Origin of the sequence: Pseudomonas sp. MPB26 (genome assembly GCF_046605355.1) — a bacterium.
Classification (GTDB): domain Bacteria; phylum Pseudomonadota; class Gammaproteobacteria; order Pseudomonadales; family Pseudomonadaceae; genus Aquipseudomonas; species Aquipseudomonas cedrina.
Map to the genome: position 1 here is coordinate 3,931,469 of NZ_CP176793.1, position 16,343 is coordinate 3,947,811.

At 61.4% G+C, this 16,343-nt stretch carries 14 protein-coding genes; 5 read left to right on the forward strand and 9 right to left on the reverse strand.

Annotated features, from left to right (window positions below):
* The first annotated feature begins 93 nt into the window (after positions 1-93).
* Positions 94-1,947 carry an ABC transporter ATP-binding protein gene (locus ACLH0H_RS18200; RefSeq protein WP_411379058.1) on the forward strand — a complete coding sequence of 618 codons (1,854 nt, stop codon included), beginning with the start codon at positions 94-96 and terminating at the stop codon, positions 1,945-1,947.
* 325 nt (positions 1,948-2,272) lie between these two features.
* Positions 2,273-2,731 carry an Hsp20 family protein gene (locus ACLH0H_RS18205; RefSeq protein WP_411379059.1) on the forward strand — a complete coding sequence of 153 codons (459 nt, stop codon included), beginning with the start codon at positions 2,273-2,275 and terminating at the stop codon, positions 2,729-2,731.
* A gap of 85 nt (positions 2,732-2,816) precedes the next feature.
* Here ACLH0H_RS18205 and ACLH0H_RS18210 read toward each other — a convergent pair whose 3' ends face one another.
* From ACLH0H_RS18210 to ACLH0H_RS18225, 4 genes are all read right to left on the reverse strand, one after another.
* Complete coding sequence (locus ACLH0H_RS18210) at positions 2,817-5,222, reverse strand: TonB-dependent siderophore receptor (RefSeq protein ID WP_411379060.1); 2,406 nt, start codon at positions 5,220-5,222, stop codon at positions 2,817-2,819.
* Positions 5,223-5,297: 75 nt separating this feature from the next.
* Positions 5,298-6,248: a FecR family protein gene (locus ACLH0H_RS18215; RefSeq protein ID WP_411379061.1), complete on the reverse strand. Its 951-nt coding sequence runs from the start codon at positions 6,246-6,248 to the stop codon at positions 5,298-5,300.
* The gene (locus ACLH0H_RS18220; protein WP_411379062.1) at positions 6,245-6,766 is read right to left on the reverse strand and encodes a sigma-70 family RNA polymerase sigma factor; all 522 of its coding nucleotides are present in this window, start codon (positions 6,764-6,766) and stop codon (positions 6,245-6,247) included. The genes ACLH0H_RS18215 and ACLH0H_RS18220 overlap by 4 nt, the downstream gene beginning before the upstream one ends.
* Before the next feature lie 232 nt (positions 6,767-6,998).
* Positions 6,999-8,078: an SDR family oxidoreductase gene (locus ACLH0H_RS18225; RefSeq protein ID WP_411379063.1), complete on the reverse strand. Its 1,080-nt coding sequence runs from the start codon at positions 8,076-8,078 to the stop codon at positions 6,999-7,001.
* A 156-nt stretch (positions 8,079-8,234) separates the two neighbouring features.
* Between ACLH0H_RS18225 and ACLH0H_RS18230 the strand changes: the two genes are divergently transcribed.
* Positions 8,235-9,032: a DNA/RNA non-specific endonuclease gene (locus tag ACLH0H_RS18230; protein WP_411379064.1), complete on the forward strand. Its 798-nt coding sequence runs from the start codon at positions 8,235-8,237 to the stop codon at positions 9,030-9,032.
* A gap of 512 nt (positions 9,033-9,544) precedes the next feature.
* Positions 9,545-10,759 carry a YeeE/YedE family protein gene (locus ACLH0H_RS18235; protein ID WP_411379065.1) on the forward strand — a complete coding sequence of 405 codons (1,215 nt, stop codon included), beginning with the start codon at positions 9,545-9,547 and terminating at the stop codon, positions 10,757-10,759.
* A gap of 145 nt (positions 10,760-10,904) precedes the next feature.
* Here ACLH0H_RS18235 and ACLH0H_RS18240 read toward each other — a convergent pair whose 3' ends face one another.
* Positions 10,905-11,066 carry a DUF2986 domain-containing protein gene (locus ACLH0H_RS18240; RefSeq protein WP_411379066.1) on the reverse strand — a complete coding sequence of 54 codons (162 nt, stop codon included), beginning with the start codon at positions 11,064-11,066 and terminating at the stop codon, positions 10,905-10,907.
* Between the two features lie 150 nt (positions 11,067-11,216).
* Here ACLH0H_RS18240 and panB point away from each other — a divergent pair, with 150 nt between their 5' ends.
* On the forward strand, positions 11,217-12,032 hold the full coding sequence (gene panB, locus ACLH0H_RS18245) for a 3-methyl-2-oxobutanoate hydroxymethyltransferase (protein WP_411379067.1): 816 nt from the start codon (positions 11,217-11,219) through the stop codon (positions 12,030-12,032).
* Here panB and ACLH0H_RS18250 read toward each other — a convergent pair.
* The 4 genes from ACLH0H_RS18250 to ACLH0H_RS18265 all read right to left on the reverse strand — a co-directional run bounded on the left by ACLH0H_RS18250 (position 12,020) and on the right by ACLH0H_RS18265 (position 16,110).
* The gene (locus ACLH0H_RS18250) at positions 12,020-13,414 is read right to left on the reverse strand and encodes a PLP-dependent aminotransferase family protein (RefSeq protein WP_411379068.1); all 1,395 of its coding nucleotides are present in this window, start codon (positions 13,412-13,414) and stop codon (positions 12,020-12,022) included. The genes panB and ACLH0H_RS18250 overlap by 13 nt on opposite strands.
* Before the next feature lie 92 nt (positions 13,415-13,506).
* A complete protein-coding gene (locus ACLH0H_RS18255; RefSeq protein WP_411379069.1) occupies positions 13,507-14,742 on the reverse strand; it encodes a type II toxin-antitoxin system HipA family toxin in 1,236 nt (411 codons plus the stop codon).
* A complete protein-coding gene (locus tag ACLH0H_RS18260) occupies positions 14,735-14,980 on the reverse strand; it encodes a helix-turn-helix domain-containing protein (RefSeq protein WP_186692170.1) in 246 nt (81 codons plus the stop codon). Before ACLH0H_RS18260 ends, ACLH0H_RS18255 begins: the two co-directional genes overlap by 8 nt.
* A 92-nt stretch (positions 14,981-15,072) precedes the next feature.
* The gene (locus ACLH0H_RS18265; protein ID WP_411379070.1) at positions 15,073-16,110 is read right to left on the reverse strand and encodes an alpha/beta hydrolase family protein; all 1,038 of its coding nucleotides are present in this window, start codon (positions 16,108-16,110) and stop codon (positions 15,073-15,075) included.
* Positions 16,111-16,343 lie beyond the last annotated feature (233 nt).

Consider the following 16,343-nt stretch of genomic DNA (forward strand, 5'->3'; position numbering starts at 1 on the left):
TAAAGCCTTGGCTGGGGGCTTTCAGCCCTCAAACGTCCCTCAACCCACATTTAAATGCCAGAATCTCCCCACTGGAACGTTTTGGAGAGCTCCATGCTTGGCAAATTTGAACAACGGCTCGACCCTTTTCCCCCTGACGAAACACCGCCACCACCCGACGGCCTGGCGCGGTTTTTGTGGGCCTGCACACGCGGTGCGCGTGGTTATATCCTCTTGCTCGCGCTGCTCAGTGCCGCGGTGTCGATTTACGAAGCCTGGCTGTTTTCGTTTCTCGGGCAGGTCGTGGACCTGTTGTCGACCTGGCAGGCCGGTGGCGAAGCGGCGGGGCAGGAAAGCCGTGTGTTGTGGGGGATCGGCATCGTGTTGGTGATCAGCATCGGGCTGGTGGCGTTGCGCACGATGGTGCAGCACCAAGTGTTGGCGATCAATTTGCCGTTGCGTCTGCGCTGGGATTTCCATCGGCTGATGCTGCGCCAGAGTCTTTCGTTTTTCTCCGATGAGTTTTCCGGCCGGGTCACGACCAAGGTGATGCAGACGGCGCTGTCGGTGCGCGAGGTGTTGTTCACCCTGATCGAGATCGCGCCTGGGATCGGCGTGTATTTCATTGCGATCATCACGCTGGCCGCCGGTTTCGACCCGAGGCTGATGCTGCCTTTCATTGCGTGGCTGGCGCTGTTCGGTCTGGCCATGCGCTATTTCGTGCCGCGCCTGGGCAAAGTCGGGCAGGAGCAGGCCAATGCGCGGTCGTCCATGACCGGGCGTATCTCGGATGCCTATACCAATATCACCACGGTGAAGCTGTTTTCTCATTCAAAGCGTGAGGCGCATTTTGCACGGGCGGCAATGGAGGATTTCAAGCAAACCGGCTTTCGTCAGATGCGCCTTGTCAGCCAGTTCGAAATCGTCAATCAGGCCCTGGTGGTCGCGCTGATCATGGGCGCCGGCGGGTATGCGCTGTGGTTGTGGCACCAAGGCGAAGTCGGCACGGGCGCGGTGGCGGCGATTACGGCCATGGCGTTGCGCATCAATGGCATGTCGCACTGGATCATGTGGCAGATGACCGGGCTGTTCGAGAACATCGGCACCGTGCAGGACGGCATGCAAACCTTGTCGCGTGGGCCCAAGGTGCAGGATGCGCCGCAGGCACCCGCGTTGGTGACAACTGGCGGCGCGGTGACGTTCGACGATGTGAGCTTCAATTACAACGGCGAGCGCCAGGTGCTCGATGGTCTGAGCCTGAGCATTCGCGCGGGAGAAAAGATCGGCCTGGTGGGGCGCTCCGGCGCCGGGAAATCCACGCTCATCAACCTGCTGCTGCGGTTCTACGACGTGGACAAGGGCGCGATTCTGATCGACGGGCAAAACATCGCCCATGTCACGCAGGACAGCTTGCGCAGCGCCATCGGCATGGTCACCCAGGACACGTCGCTGTTGCACCGCTCGATTCGCGAGAACATCGCCTATGGCCGTCCCGATGCAACCGACGAGCAAATCCGCAGCGCGGCGGCCAGCGCCCAGGCCGATGGGTTTATCAGCCAATTGAGCGACAAACAGGGCCACAACGGTTACGACACCCTGGTCGGCGAGCGTGGCATCAAACTGTCGGGCGGCCAGCGCCAACGCGTGGCGATTGCCCGGGTCATGCTGAAGAACGCGCCTATCCTGCTGCTGGATGAGGCGACCAGTGCGCTGGATTCGGAAGTCGAGGTGGCGATCCAGGAAAGCCTGGATGAAATGATGCAGGGCAAGACCGTGATTGCCATTGCCCATCGGCTGTCGACCATTGCGGCCATGGACAGGCTGATCGTCATGGATAACGGGCGCATCATCGAGCAAGGCACCCATGCTGAACTGCTCGAGAAAAACGGCACCTATGCGCGGCTGTGGCATCACCAGAGCGGAGGGTTCCTGGGAGAGGATCAGGGCGTGGCGCAAGTGCTGGAATAGGCATAAGTGGGGCTATGCCGATCATTTAATACTCAAGGCAACGAAGATCAAATGTGGGAGCGGGCTTGCTCGCGAAAGCGGTGTATCAGTCACATATATATTGACTGACGCACCGCATTCGCGAGCAAGTCGAAGCGTCGAACCGCCGCTCCCACAGGGAATTTGCGCTTGACTGACGGGCATTGAGGGAAGGCAGGGCACGGCATTGAAAATTTTTTTGTGAGCCACGCTTGAAAATTTTTCCCCTGAACCTACATAGGTTTTACGCGATGCCGAAGACGGGTCGCGTATCAAATCACTTGGAGAAAACTCAGGAGATTTTGCAATGGCTACTACTCTTTCCTTGGCCCCACTGTTCCGTCATTCCGTTGGTTTTGACCGGTTCAACGACCTTTTCGAATCGGCGCTTCGCAGCGAGGCCGGTACCACCTATCCACCTCACAACGTGGAAAAACACGGCGATGACCATTACCGAATCGTCATTGCGGCCGCAGGCCTGGTTGAGGATGACCTGGAGATCCAGGTGGAGAAAGGCGTGTTGACCGTCTCTGGCGGCAAGCGCGAACACGATGAAAACATCACCTACCTGCATCAGGGTATTGCCCAGCGCGCGTTCCGGCTGTCGTTCCGCTTGGTGGACCATATCGAAGTGCAGGGCGCACAGCTTGCCAATGGTTTGCTCAGCATCGATCTGCTCAGGGTCGTGCCGGAGGAAGCCAAGCCCAAGCGCATTGCGATTGGTGGTGCTGCCAAGGCTGATGTGAAAACCATCAGCGAGCAGTGAGTTGAACAAACCGGAGGCGCCGGTCACGGCGCCTCCGGTTTTGTTTTATCCCCCCTCTGTCCGGTCCGTAAACGGTACGCATCACTTACCAGCGATACGTCAACGAACTGACCAACTGCCGCTCATCGCCATACCGGCAAATCGCGAATTCGCAGTAGGTGTAGCGTTTGTTGGTGACGTTGTTGGCGTTAAGCGCGACTTCCCAATGGGGATCGATTTCGTAGCTGGCGCGGGCGTCGTACAGGGTGTAGGCGGGCATTGCCGACGGCACGCCGGAGGCTTGGGTGGTGCCTTTGTAGCGGGCGCCGCCGCCGATGCGCAGTTGCGGGATGCCGAGTGCGGCCAGGCGGTAGTCGGCCCACAGGGCGGCCTGGTGGTAAGGGGTGTCTTCGCTGCGTTGGCCGATCTCGCTGGCGATATCGCTTTTGGTAATGCGTGCGTCGATGTAGGCATAGGACGCGATCAGGCTGAGGTTGGGCGTGACGTCGCTCTTGGCTTCAAGCTCGAAGCCCCGGGAGCGCACTTCGCCGACCTGTACCGAGAAGTTGATGTCGGTGCGGTCCTGGCTCAGCACATTGCGCTGTTCCAACTGGTATACCGCGGCACTCAGCAGCGTGGCGCTGCCTTCGGGTTGATAGCGGATACCGATTTCATATTGCTTGCCCTCGGTGGGCACGAAGCTTTGCTCCGCCTTGTTTGTGCCGGCCACCGGAAAGAAGGATTCGCTGTAGCTGATGTAGGGCGCCAGGCCGTTGTCGGCCTTGTACACCAGGCCCGCGCGCCAGGTGGTGGCTTCATCGCTTTTGCCGCTGTCGGCCGAATTGCGGAACAGCTCGGTGTGCTGGTCCGCCCAGTCGTGACGGCCGCCCAATAGCAGGATCCAACGCTCATCGAACTTGATCTGGTCTTGGAAGTAGATGCCTTTTTGCAGGGTGTCGATCTGCGAGCCACGGTCGGTGGCGGGGTTTTTATTGACCACCACCGGCTGGCCGTACTGGTAGGTGGCCAGGTTCAGCGACGGTGCATTCCCACGGAAGTTATGCGAATCGTAGCTCGTGTCATAACCGTCGAAACCCAGCAGGAAGGTATGCTGCCAGTCACCGAATTGCCATTTGCTCTCGACGTTGGTGTCGCTGGCCAGGCCTCGTGAGCGCTCCTGGCGGTCGCTGTATTGGCGACGCAGGATGCCGCTGGTTTGCGCGGTCGCTATGCCGGCGGTGTTGACTTGCAGGTAGCGCCAGGTCACATCCGACTGGTAATACCGCAGCTTGTGGCTGATGCGCGTGTGCTCGTCGAAGCGGTGGTCGAACTCATAGCCCAGCGCCGACATCTCGCCATTCATTTCGTCATAGTCCGGCTCGCCGATGAAGTCGTGGCGGCCGATCTGGAACCTGCCGCTGCCCACGCCTTTGGTCAACTGATAGGGCAGGGGCGCGGAGAAGCCGGTCTCGGTCTTCTGATAGAACGACAGCAAGGTCAGCGATGTGTCGTCATCGGGCTGCCAGGTCAGCGCCGGGGCGACGTAGACCTTGTCGTTCTGGATATGGTCGGCCGCGGTGTCGCTCTTGCGGTCGAGCAGGGTCAGGCGATAGCTCAAGGTGTCGCTGTCACCCAACGGGCCCGTGAAGTCGGCAGACAGTTGCTTGCGGTTGTTCTGCCCGGCTTGCAGGTTGATCTCGTGGTAGGGCGTCTGGCTGGGGCGCTTGCTCACGGTGTTGATCAAGCCGCCCGGCGACAGTTGGCCGTACAGCACCGACGCCGCGCCGCGAATCACCTCGGCGCGTTCCAGCCCATAGGGTTCCTGTACGCCGTCGTAGGAATTGTTTTGCAGGCGCAGACCGTCGCGCAGGGAACCGCCGGTGGCGGACTCCACATCGAAACCGCGAATGCGGAAGCGGTCCGAAGTGCGGTTGAAACTGGTCGGCTGGCTGGTGAAACCCGGCGTAAGGTCCAGGGTTTGCGAGAGGGTTTCGGATTGGCGGTCGCGGATCTCATCGCTGGTGACCACAGACAGCGATTGCGGGGTTTCGATGATCGGGGTGTCGGTCTTGGTGGCGCTGAGGTTGCGCGTGGCGACATAGCCTTTGACGTGTTCAGTGCTGCGTTCTTCGCTCAGGCCAGTGATGGCGGTGGGGTCCAGTTCGAGCGAGCCGCTGGTATCGAGTGGCACCAGCACGTAGCCGTTGGCGCCTTGCACCGCCTGCAAACCGCTGCCGCGCAACAATTGGGCGAAGCCCTGCGCCACCGGGTATTGCCCTTGCAAACCGGCAGTGTTCAGGCCGGCGACGGTCTTGCTGTCGAACAGCAGCGCCACGTGCGCCTGCTGGGCGAACCGGTTCAATGCCGGGCCCAAGGCGCCGGCGGCAATGGCATAACGCGCGGTTTCCTGCGCCGCCACCGGGCTGCTGACGGCCAGGCTCAGCGTCGCCAGGCTGGCCAGGTTGAGCGCCAGGGCGAGGGGCAAGGGAGAACGCTTGAAGTGGCGGGGCATGGAAGACATTCCTGTTATTGAGGTGCTTTCTTCCTTGACGCAGCAGTCGTGAAAAGCGGAACCCGGCACGCCAGACTATTTTTCAACACGCTCGATCTGCAACCACAGCGGGCTGAACGCACGGATCCGCACCGGCAGGCCATCGGCAATCAACTGCAGGGCGCGACGCGGGTTATCCAGCGGCAATACCGCGGACACGCGCAGGTCCGCCAGTTGCTCGCGGTCGAACTGCACATGGCCGCCGTATTGGCGCGCCAGTTCGTCCAGCACCTGCGGCAATGGCCAGTCCTGCACCACCAGTTGATGGCGTTGCCAGGCATCGTCGGTGGTGCGTGGGTCGATCTTGCCCAGCAGCGTCACGGCATCCGACGTGATGCGCGCTTGCTCGCCGGCGCTGACGTGCACAGCGTTCTGCTGGCTGGCGCCGGTAGCGGCGACCTTGGATTCAAGCATGCCGAGCAGGGTGCCCGGCGACTCGCGCTTGACCGTGAAGCGCGTACCGAGGGCGCGCACTTGGCCGTCGTCGGTGGCCACGGTAAAGGGCCGCGTCGCATCATGGGCCACCTGCACCAGGATTTCACCGCGCAGCAAACGCACCTGGCGCTGCTGGCCGTCGAAGGTCAAATCCACGGCGCTGTTGCCGCTGAGGGTCAGTTGCGACCCGTCTTGCAAATCGATGCGTTGCCATTGCGCCGGCGCGGTGCGCTGGTCGGCCAGCAGATAGCTGGGTGGGTAGGCCCGCAGCGCCAGGACCACCGGCAATGCCAGCAGCAACCCCAGCAGCACGCGGCCGGCCGGGTTGCGCCGACGAATCCGCACGGCTTCCAGCGCAGCCTGCACCGGCGCCTGCTGCGGGCGCAGCGCCTGCAGGCGTCCGACAAAACCCTGCATGCGCTCAAAGGCTGCGGCATGCCGTGGGTCGGCGGCTTTCCAGCGCTCCAATTGCTGGTGTTCGCGCTCGCTGAGGTTGCCTTCGTTGAGGCGGATTACCCAGTTGGCGGCTTGCTGGTCGAGGTCGGCGCTCATACGTCCAGCGCGTGGTTGCAATGCAGCAAGGCATTCATCAGGTGTTTGCGCACCATGCGCTCGGAGATGCCCAGGCGGCTGGCGATCTCGCTTTGGCGCTGCCCTTCGAGAAAGTACAGCAGGAACGCCTGCCGCGCATTCATGGCCAGGCCGTCGAGCACGAAGGCGACCTGCTCCAGCGCTTCGAGGGTCACTAGGATTTGCTCCGGCGACTGCTGGCACTGCTCCATCACCTCGATGGTCAGCGTCAGTTCCCGCAGGTACGCATCCTCCAGTTGGCGACGGCGCGCGCGGTCGATGATCAGGTGGCGCGCCGTGGTCGTCAGGAAGGCCCGTGGTTCGCGCATCGCACCGAGCGCGTCGCGGGAGGCGAGGATGCGCATGAAGGTGTCGTGGGAAAGATCCGCCGCATTATGCGGGCAGCCGAGCTTTTTGCGCAGCCAGCCGAACAACCAGCCATGGTGCTCGGTGTAGAGCATATGGACAGCCTGGTTCAAGGTAGGGTTGCTGGCCGGCATCGAGGGTAAGTCTGCGGATAAGAATTATTCGCAAGATTAGCGGTGTGCCATCAGCGAATGCAAGCGTGGCCGGCGCACGGTCTGTATTTAGGTGGTCGGGGTCGATAAACGGAGGCTCTTGGGTGCGGTGGTCGGTTGGGTGCGAGCAGGACCTGAGCGGGCGGGCAACGGGAACTACGGGCCCGTTTCCCGCAGCACTCATCCCGCCGCTGTTGATCGACGCGACCCTCAATCAGGCAGGGTTGACGCCACCCGGAATCAACCGCGCTTCACGCAATGTGTCGAACACATCGAAAAACGCCTGGTCGCTGGCCTGGTAGGCGGTGAACCCCATCATGCGGCTTTTGGACATGTCCGTGACTACTTCGATAGGCCGCCCGAGGTCGGCGTCGGTGTGCCAGGGCGAAATCAGACGGCCGATATTGGTTTCCTTCAGCCCGTGCGCCGCCGCGATCTGGCGCCAGCTGTCCTGGTCATCGGCCATCTGCTGTTCCAGCGGGGCGGGCGTTGCGGGAAAGTCGGCCGGCGTGAGGCCGAAGTAGTGCGCAATCCGGCCCCACATCCACTTCCAGCGGAACACATCGCCATTGGTGATGTTGAACGCCTGGTTCGCCGCCGCCGGTGTGGTGGCTGCCCACAGCTGTTGTTTGGCCAATTGCCGCGCATCGGTCATGTCGGTGAGGCTGTCCCACTGCACGCGCGAGCCGGGGAATACGAAGGGGCGCCCGGTGTGTTTGCAGATGCTGGCGTAGACGGCGAGGGTGGTCGCCATGTTCATCGCGTTGCCTACCGCCACGCCGGTGACGGTATGCGGGCGATGCACGCTCCAGGTGAAGCCGTCCTTTTCCGCGGCCGCGAAAACTTCGTCTTCCTGGGCGTAGTAGAAATTTTCCACGTCGAGACGGCCTTGCTCCTCGCGAAACGGGGTTTGCGGCAGGCTGCCCTTGCCATAGTTTTCGAACGGGCCGAGGTAGTGCTTCAGGCCGGTGACCAGCGCCACATGCTGCACCGTTCCGGCGGGCCGCACGGCGTCCAGCACGTTGCGCACCATGGCGGCGTTGACGCGGATGTTCTCGGCCTCGGTGGCTTGGCGCGACCAGGTGGTGATGAACACATGAGTGGGTTTGAGCTCGGCCAGGGCCTGTTGCAGCGAGGCCGGGTCTTGCAGGTCGGCGGCGACCGGGATCACCCCCGGCACCTGCGAGGGCCGACGGGACAAGGCAGCGACCTGCCAGCTTTGCTCGAGCAGTAATTGGGTAATGGCGCTGCCAACGATGCCGCTGGCGCCCACGACTAATGCGGTCTGGGTCATAGGATTCTCCCGAGAATGTAGGTTTGTGAGCCCAGGTGTGTAGGAGAGGTTCAACCTGATCTGTAGGTCTGCGCGCACTAATCCTGTTTATCAGGGTCCATAGGCCCCCACGGTCGTCCGTGTCGTCTGTTCACTCTTCGGTAAAAAGATCTCAGCATGCTCCTACGCACTTTTGCAGTTGGCCTGTCGGCCCTGGTTTTGTTTTCCACCGCAGCACAGGCCCGTGGCCCGATTGACCTGTATTCCGCTGAGCAACGGCAGCTCTCGTTCGACAGCTGTGCTGCGTTGTTCCCCGCTGCCACGCCGATCAAGACGGCCACCGTTCCCGCATCGATGAAACCCCTGGCGCTGTGCTCCAATAGCTTTGCGGTGTTGTATTCGCAGACCAGCAAAACGCCACTGCTGGTGGTCGAGCGCCTCAACGCGCGCCAACTGCGCGATGCCAAGGGTGAAGAGCGCACCAACCATTTTTACGCCGACCCGCGCGTCCCCATGGCCGGGCGCGCGCAACTGAGCGACTACCGCGACCAACACCCGGCGATGGACCGTGGTCACCAATCCCCGGCCGCCGACGCACCGAGTGCCCTAGCCATGGCCCAGTCCTTCGCGCTGTCCAACATGGTGCCGCAAGACCCCACCAACAACCGCAAGATCTGGAGCAAGGTCGAGGCTGACGTCCGCAAGTTCGCCATGCGCGCCGGCGGCGACGTGTATGTCTTTACCGGGCCGCTGTTCGATGCCGGCCATGGCACCATTGGCGACAACAAGGTCTGGGTGCCGACGCGGCTGTTCAAGCTGGTGTACGACGCCTCGTCCCAGCGGGCGTGGGCGTATGTGTTGCCTAATACAGAGACACGCATCCAACGGCCGATGGACTACGAAGCTTTTGTCAAAAGCACTGGGCTGAAATTGTTGGGGAACCTTCCGGTTGTGGGCTCGGTGGGGAGGACGTAACTCTTCAGCGCCGCGGCGGCATTGCCAGCATCTTCCTCACCTGACCCACCGCCTTCGCAGCCTCGCTGAAGCTCGACAGCTCCCACAGGCGTCGGCTTTTGTGGGTTGGATTTGCGTTGTTGCGGCTGGCGTAATCCCTGGTGCGACGAAGATCAACTGTGGGAGCTGTCGAGCCCCGGCGAGGCTGCGAAGGCGGCGGCATTGCTGGCATTTTCTGCGCCTGACCCACCGCTATCGCAGCCTCGCTGAAGCTCGGGAGCTCCCACAGGGGTCGGCTTTTGTTGGTTGGATTTGCGTTGTTGGGGCTGGTGTAATCTCAGGTGCGACGAATATTGTGGGAGCTGTCGAGCCCCGGCGAGGCTGCGAAGGCGGCGGCATTGCTGGCATTTTCTGCGCCTGACCCACCGCTATCGCAGCCTCGCTGAAGTTCGACAGCTCCCCCAAATGGATATCGCTTCAAGGGGTTATACTTACCCCCGCGAAATCACCTCTCAAACAGCCCGAGATATCCCATGAGCACCTCTCTCCCTCTCACCCCTGCGCGCAAGCCCTTCGCGCCGCTGGTGGCCTTCGTCATTCTGGTACTGGGCGGCCTGTTCCTGCAAAACAGCGTTGGCTCGCGCCAGGTGCTGTTGCTGGTGGTCGGCGCCGCGCTGGGCCTGACCCTCTACCACGCCGCCTTCGGCTTCACTTCGGCCTGGCGGGTGTTTATCAATGAGCGCCGTGGCGCCGGCTTGCGCGCGCAGATGGTGATGCTTGCGCTGGCGGTGCTGCTGTTCTTCCCCGCGCTGGGGGCGGGCACCTTGTTCGGCCAGCCGGTGGTTGGGCTGGTGGCGCCGGCCGGGGTGTCGGTGGTGTTCGGCGCGTTCATTTTTGGCATCGGCATGCAGTTGGGCGGCGGCTGTGCGTCGGGCACGCTGTTCACCGTGGGCGGCGGCAATGCGCGCATGCTGGTGACACTTCTGTTCTTTATCTGCGGTTCGTTGATCGCCACACATCACGTGGACTGGTGGTTCGCGCTGCCTGCGTTCCCCGCCGTCTCCATCGTCAAGAGCTTCGGTGTCTTCCCGGCATTGCTCGCCAGCCTGGCCATGTTCGCGATCATTGCGATGGTCACGGTGCGCCTGGAAAAGCGCCGCCACGGCCAGTTGGAAGAGGGTGTAAAAAGCGAGCATCAGGGCCTGCGCCGTTTCCTGCGCGGACCCTGGCCACTGCTGTGGGGCGCGATTGGCCTGGCGTTGCTCAACTACGCCACCCTGGCGCTGGCCGGGCGCCCGTGGGGCATCACCTCGGCGTTCGCGCTGTGGGGCGCCAAGGTGGCGAGCGGGTTGGGTGTGGATGTCAGCGCCTGGGCGTTCTGGCAGATGCCGGGCAATGCCAAGGCCTTAGCCGCGCCGGTGTGGGAAGACATCACCAGCGTGATGGACATCGGCATCGTCCTCGGTGCACTGCTGGCCGCCGGCCTGGCGGGCCGCTTTGCTCCCAGCCTCAAGATCCCAGCACGCTCGCTGATCGCCGCGGTCATCGGCGGCCTGTTGCTAGGCTACGGCTCGCGCCTGGCTTACGGTTGCAACATCGGCGCCTACTTCAGCGGCATCGCCTCAGGTAGCCTGCATGGCTGGGTGTGGCTGGTGGCGGCATTCATCGGCAACAGCGTGGGCGTGCGGTTGCGGCCGTTTTTCTTTGCCGGTGAGCCGCGGCCGAAGGCGGTGTTGAGCGGGTGCTGAACAGTGCGCGGGTTCTGGCTCGCGCTGAAGCTCCACTGTGGGAGCTGTCGAGCCCCAGCGAGGCTGCGAAGGGGCCGGCACTGCTGGCGTCTTCATTGCCGCCAGCTCGCCATCGTAGGTCTACAAAGCCGGGGCTGCCCTTCGATCAGCTCTCTTGTGAAGGGCTTGAGTCCTCAGCCGCTTGCACAGCGAGCTTCTCCCGCTCCGCCTTGCTGATGTATTTATCCTTACTTTTCGGCGCCAGTTTGGCGCTGGCTTTTTTGGCTTTGGCCTTGAAGAGCTGCTGCAGTTTTTTCTGGCGATTCATATCGTTCTATCCGGATTGTTCAGGCGCGGGATGATACCAGCATAAAATCCGGGGCCGTTCCCTGGGGCGCTTTTTAGCGCCGATCTGTGCATTGAATCGCCTGCCCTTTTGCCAATAATCGGGTCCTCCAGCGCACAACGGAAGACACTGATGAGCATCCACACCCGCACCAAACGCCTGACCGTCCCGCAATTGGTTGCCATGAAGGGCCAGCAGAAAATCGTCTCGCTCACCGCCTACTCCAGCGCCATCGCCAAGCTGATCGACCCGGTGGTCGACTTCATCCTGGTCGGCGACTCCACGGCCATGGTCGGTTATGGCCGGCCTTCGACCTTGAGCATGCAGCTCGAAGAAATCATCGGCCACACCCGGGCCGTGGTCGACAGTACGCGCCTGGCCTGTGTCATCGCCGACATGCCGTTTGGCAGCTATCAGGAATCAAATGAACAGGCTTTTCGCAATTGCGCACAAGTAGTGGCGCGTACCGGTTGCGATGCCGTCAAACTGGAAGCCAATAAGGCCTTGGCCGGCACCGTCGAATTTCTGGTGGCGCGCGGTATTCCCGTCATGGCACATGTGGGGCTGATGCCGCAGTTCGTCAATGTCATGGGCGGCTTCAAGGCCCAGGGCCTTACCGCCGAGACCGGCGCCTTGATTGCCGAGGATGCGTGCGCCAACTTGCAGGCGGGCGCGTTCAGCCTGTTGCTTGAGGGGGTGGCCGAGGGCGTTGCCCGGCAGATCACCCTTGATTCGGCGATGCCCACCATCGGCATCGGCGCTTCCCCCGCCTGTGACGGCCAGGTGTTGGTGACAGAAGATGTATTGGGCCTTGGCGGCGAACAGGCACCGCGCTTCGTCAAACAGTACGCCGACGTTGGCGCGGTGATCCGCGACGCCTGCGAGCGCTTTGCTGAAGACGTGCGCCACGGGCGTTTCCCGCAGGCGCGGCACTGCTACGGACTTTGACGGATTGCCTGTCCCAGTTGCGCCACGGCACGGACGATGTCCTTGCTCCAATCGAGGGTAAAGCTCAAGCGCACATGCTGTCTCCAGGCACCTTGCTGGCTGAACAGCTCCCCAGGGGCGATGACAATGCGTTCAGCCAGCAGCCGCTCGAACACCCGTTGCATGTCGACCGGCTGTGTGGCCTCAAGCCAGAAACACGCGCCGCCTTGCGGGATCATTGCGTGGAAAGCGCCATTGCCATGCTGGTCCAGCAAGCCTCTCATGCGAACCATGCAGTCCTGCAACAAGGCGCGCAGCTTATGCAGATGCGTGTCGATGCGCCTGGAGGTGAACAGCTTGGCAATCGCTTTCTGGCGGATCGGTGAGAGACGAAACGCCCGCTCCAGGAACAATCGTTGCAACTGCAGCCCATGCCCGCGGCACAGCAGATAGCCATAGGGCGCCTCCGCGCCGATCATCTTGTCGAAGCTGGAGAACACCACCAGTCTGTGCGGGGCGGCAAAGTCACGATAGCGCGCCGGTTGGGAGGTGAAATACAACTCGCCGTACGTGTCGTTTTCGAATAGCCAGATATCCCGCTCAGCCAGCCATTGGCAGATCTGCCGCTTGTCCTCGTCCGGCATGCGGCTGCCGTGGGGAATGTTCACTGTCGAGGACAGCACTGCCAGGGCGATGGGCTCATGCGTGAGCCGTTCATTAAGCGCGTGCAGGTCGAAACGCCCGTCGGCGCCCAGGGCCAGTTCGATCACGCGGATATTCGCAGCCTGCAACTGGCGCAGAATCGCCCACGAACAGGGCGACTCCACCAGCGCCACGGTGCCCGCCAGGTCCAGGGCATTGAGTGACACCTCCAGCACGCTGTGCAGGTCCGCGCCAATAAATACCTGATCGGCCTGCCAGTAGCAATCAGTGGAGCGGGTATAGCGTTCGGCCAACGCCGCCCGCAGCTCCGGTTCGCCGAAGGGCAGGTACAGCGGTGTGAGTGGGCGCGGGTAATGACGGGTCAGCTCCCGCTCCATCAGCAGCAGCGGGTTCTCCAGCGACAGCAACAGGGCGGGGGCGTCGCTGCTCAAGGCCAGCATTCCAGGCTGGCGGGCGCTGGCGAAGACCTGGTCGAGCAGGCTGGGCGAGTGATCAGTCGATGGAGGCGGCGGTATCGAACGGGTGAAGTACCCCAACTTCAGCTTGGCGTAGATGCGCCCTTCATCCTCAAGCAGCGCGTAGGCGTATTTGGTCGTCGACACCGATACACCGAGGCGCTGCGCCAATTGGCGCAGGGACGGCAACCTGCGATCACCTTGGGCAGGGCTGGCCTCTATCCATTCGACGAGGTAGCGGTACACGGCCTGATAGGCGAAGGCGGTGTCTTTGGGTTTAGCCATGATCATTCCTGGCGGCCGCTGTTACAGGGAGGCGGGTTAACAGGCTTGCACGTCGCGAGGGCAGCGACTTGCATTGAGCCGGCAGGCAACGTCTACGCCGGCTCAATACTTCTCGCCAGCCCTGCAGCCCACGCGGCGGTCATCTTTTCGCCCACCGCTTCAAAAGCCGGGTGAGTGCTTCGATAATCCGATAGCTCTAGCATCGCGCGGTTCATGCCGCTGCGTACCCTGGCGAGCAATTCATTGCAGCGCGCCTCTGTCAAGTTGCACGAATTACGTCCGAACTGCACCAGCAGCTTGCGCTTTGGCCACGCTTTCGAGCCGCCGAGCAGCAGGCCCATGATGTCGTTCGGCTGATACACCGTGGTGGTCACGAGGTCGTAGGCTGGCGCGAGCCAAACATCGGCGTTTTCGGCGCAGTGCTCATAGAGCAGCCCGAAATTCTTCAAGTGCCCGTCACCATTTTGGATCGCCGCCGAGAGCGCCACCATCAAGAAGAAGTCTTCCAATGCCTTGGTAACCCGGGAAGGGGGAACGTACGCCTTGATCAACTTTGCGCAGCCCTGGTAACTGCCGTCGTATTTCCTGTCTGTTCCCCTTCCGGAGAGAACACACATATCCTCAAACCCCAGGTAGGCGCCATCCCGGATATCGAACCGTTTCACCACCAGAAACTTGCCCTGCTGGCTTAACTGGCATTCAGGTACCTCAAGGCCTGTATGAAAGGCCGCGCGCAGGCAGAAAAACTCATTGGCTGCCAGTTGCGCGAAGTCTGAATCATTGAAGGCCTTCACCAAGTGCGTGGCGCCACGGTGGGTGAGGCGCGCAACATCGGGATCCGTATCGCCAGCATCGCGCACCAGTACCTTAGGTTGAACGCCGGACACACCTGAATAGGCTGCGTAGGTTTTCATCAGATCGTCGAACAGGTCTTTCGCCCCGTCATACATCAGCAGATCGGAGAGTTTGATTTCAGGCAGCGATTCGCCAGCGCTGGCGTGGGTGATGCTGACGCGACCTAGCTGGTGCGGACCGACGATACCCAGCAGAGCGAAGTCGTCAAAGCCGCGTACGGACTTGCTGAAGCGGCGCACAAGTTCGGCTTTCAAATGCCCTTCGGGAAGGTGCATCTCAAACAGAGGATGGATTCCATACGTCCAGGTGTAGCTTTCCAAGCGTACCGGCATCGTCAAGGACACCGCGTCCTTTTCGGCAATCGCTTGGTTATATGAGAACACCGAGTCGTGTCGGTTTTCTTCACTGCGCCCAAGTATTCCGGCCAATATGCCGCTGACCCCGATGTTCAGCCGTTCGCTTTCTTTAGTCATGGAAGTTTTCTGCTTTCAGTTCATCGAGCGTCTTGCGGCGACGCTTGGGCGTCGCGGTCAATTCATAGCCCAACCCCTCAAGGATAGCGGCTACCTTTCGGACCCCCACTTCAGGGATGGTGTTGTTCTCAATCCCCGAAATGGTTGCTCGGCTCATACCGTGCCGAAGCGCGAGCTGACTTTGCGAAAGGCCTGCCGCCTTACGCAGGCTTTTGATTAGCAGACCCAAATCTTCCATATCAAATTGCATCCTATACAGTGCAAATATGCGGAATTTTACATTTATGCATCGTATTTCATACGTTTTGCGTTGAGTAGCGTTTTCTTTGACTAGGACTCTGTACGCGCCAGAAACGCTGTGATCAATTCCACAACCTGCTGCTGAATCGCCTCCCGTGGCCGACCTCCCTGACCATCCCGGCAAATCATCCCATCCCCCTGCGAGTCCTCTTCAATCAACGCCATACCATCCGGTTTGCAGATCGCCATGAAACTGAAGTGGGTCGCATCGCTAATCTCCATATACTGCGTCGACGCTTTGGGCATGCGCCTGACCATGTCAGCCGACTCCAATTCGGGCGACATATCCTCGGTGGGTACGCCTCCCGCAATCACCAGCGCCGGCACCGGCAGCGCGGCCAGGCTGGCGTCGGTGAAGCCGCGCGACAGGCCCAAGTCCAAGGACACGATGGCGGTGACGCGCTTATCGCTCAAATCCTTGGCCAGTTCGGCCTTCCCGACTGGCGTGCCGGCAGGGTTCATCTTTTTATAGCCGATGCAGCCGCCTAACTTGGGGTGGATGTCGCAGTCCTGGGCAAACAGCACAGGATCGAAACGCGCACCGGCGATTTCCATCACCGTCCAGCCGCCGATGGAATGACCCACTGCGGCAATCCGCTGCTTCGCCACCGCGCCAAATTGCTTTGGCTGAGTCAGTACCGCGTCAATGGCGCGGCTCAAGTCTTGGGGACGTTGCCACAACTGTGCAGCCGCTTGCGGGCTACGGTCTTTGCTAGTGGTGCCGGGGTGGTTGACCGCCGCGACGATATAACCCTGGCGAGCCAAGGCGCTGGCCAGCCACACCTGGTTGCCCCAATTGCCGCCATACCCATGGGAAAGCACCAACAGCGGATGCTCACCCCCAGCCGGCGGTGCGTCGGGCACGCCGGGGGCACCGACGAAGACAGGGTTGTCGGCGATCAGTTCGGGGGTGGCAGCGGTGGCGGCGGGGTACCAGACCACCATTTGCAGTTCGCGGTGGTTTTGCACGTCGGGCAGGGTGCTGCTTCGAAAACCAATGGCGGTTTCCTCAGCCGACGCGGCAGCGGTCAAGCAGAGCAAAAGGAGGGCGGCGAGGGTGGTTTTCACTGTTTATCGTCCTTGATATGAGGTGGCGCAGCATGTACCCAAACAGGCCGTTTGGGTAGAGGGCAGGCGGGACTAGGAAGTGGCTCACGCATTCCTACTTTAGAGTCTGACGGAGTTGTCCTTCGTTATTTTAGGAAGTGCATGGCTTTCTTCGGTTAATTAATCGTGCAATGGTAGAGGCGTGAACCTTACAGCTGGCTTGATTTGATCCTTAAGTGTTAATACACGACTCT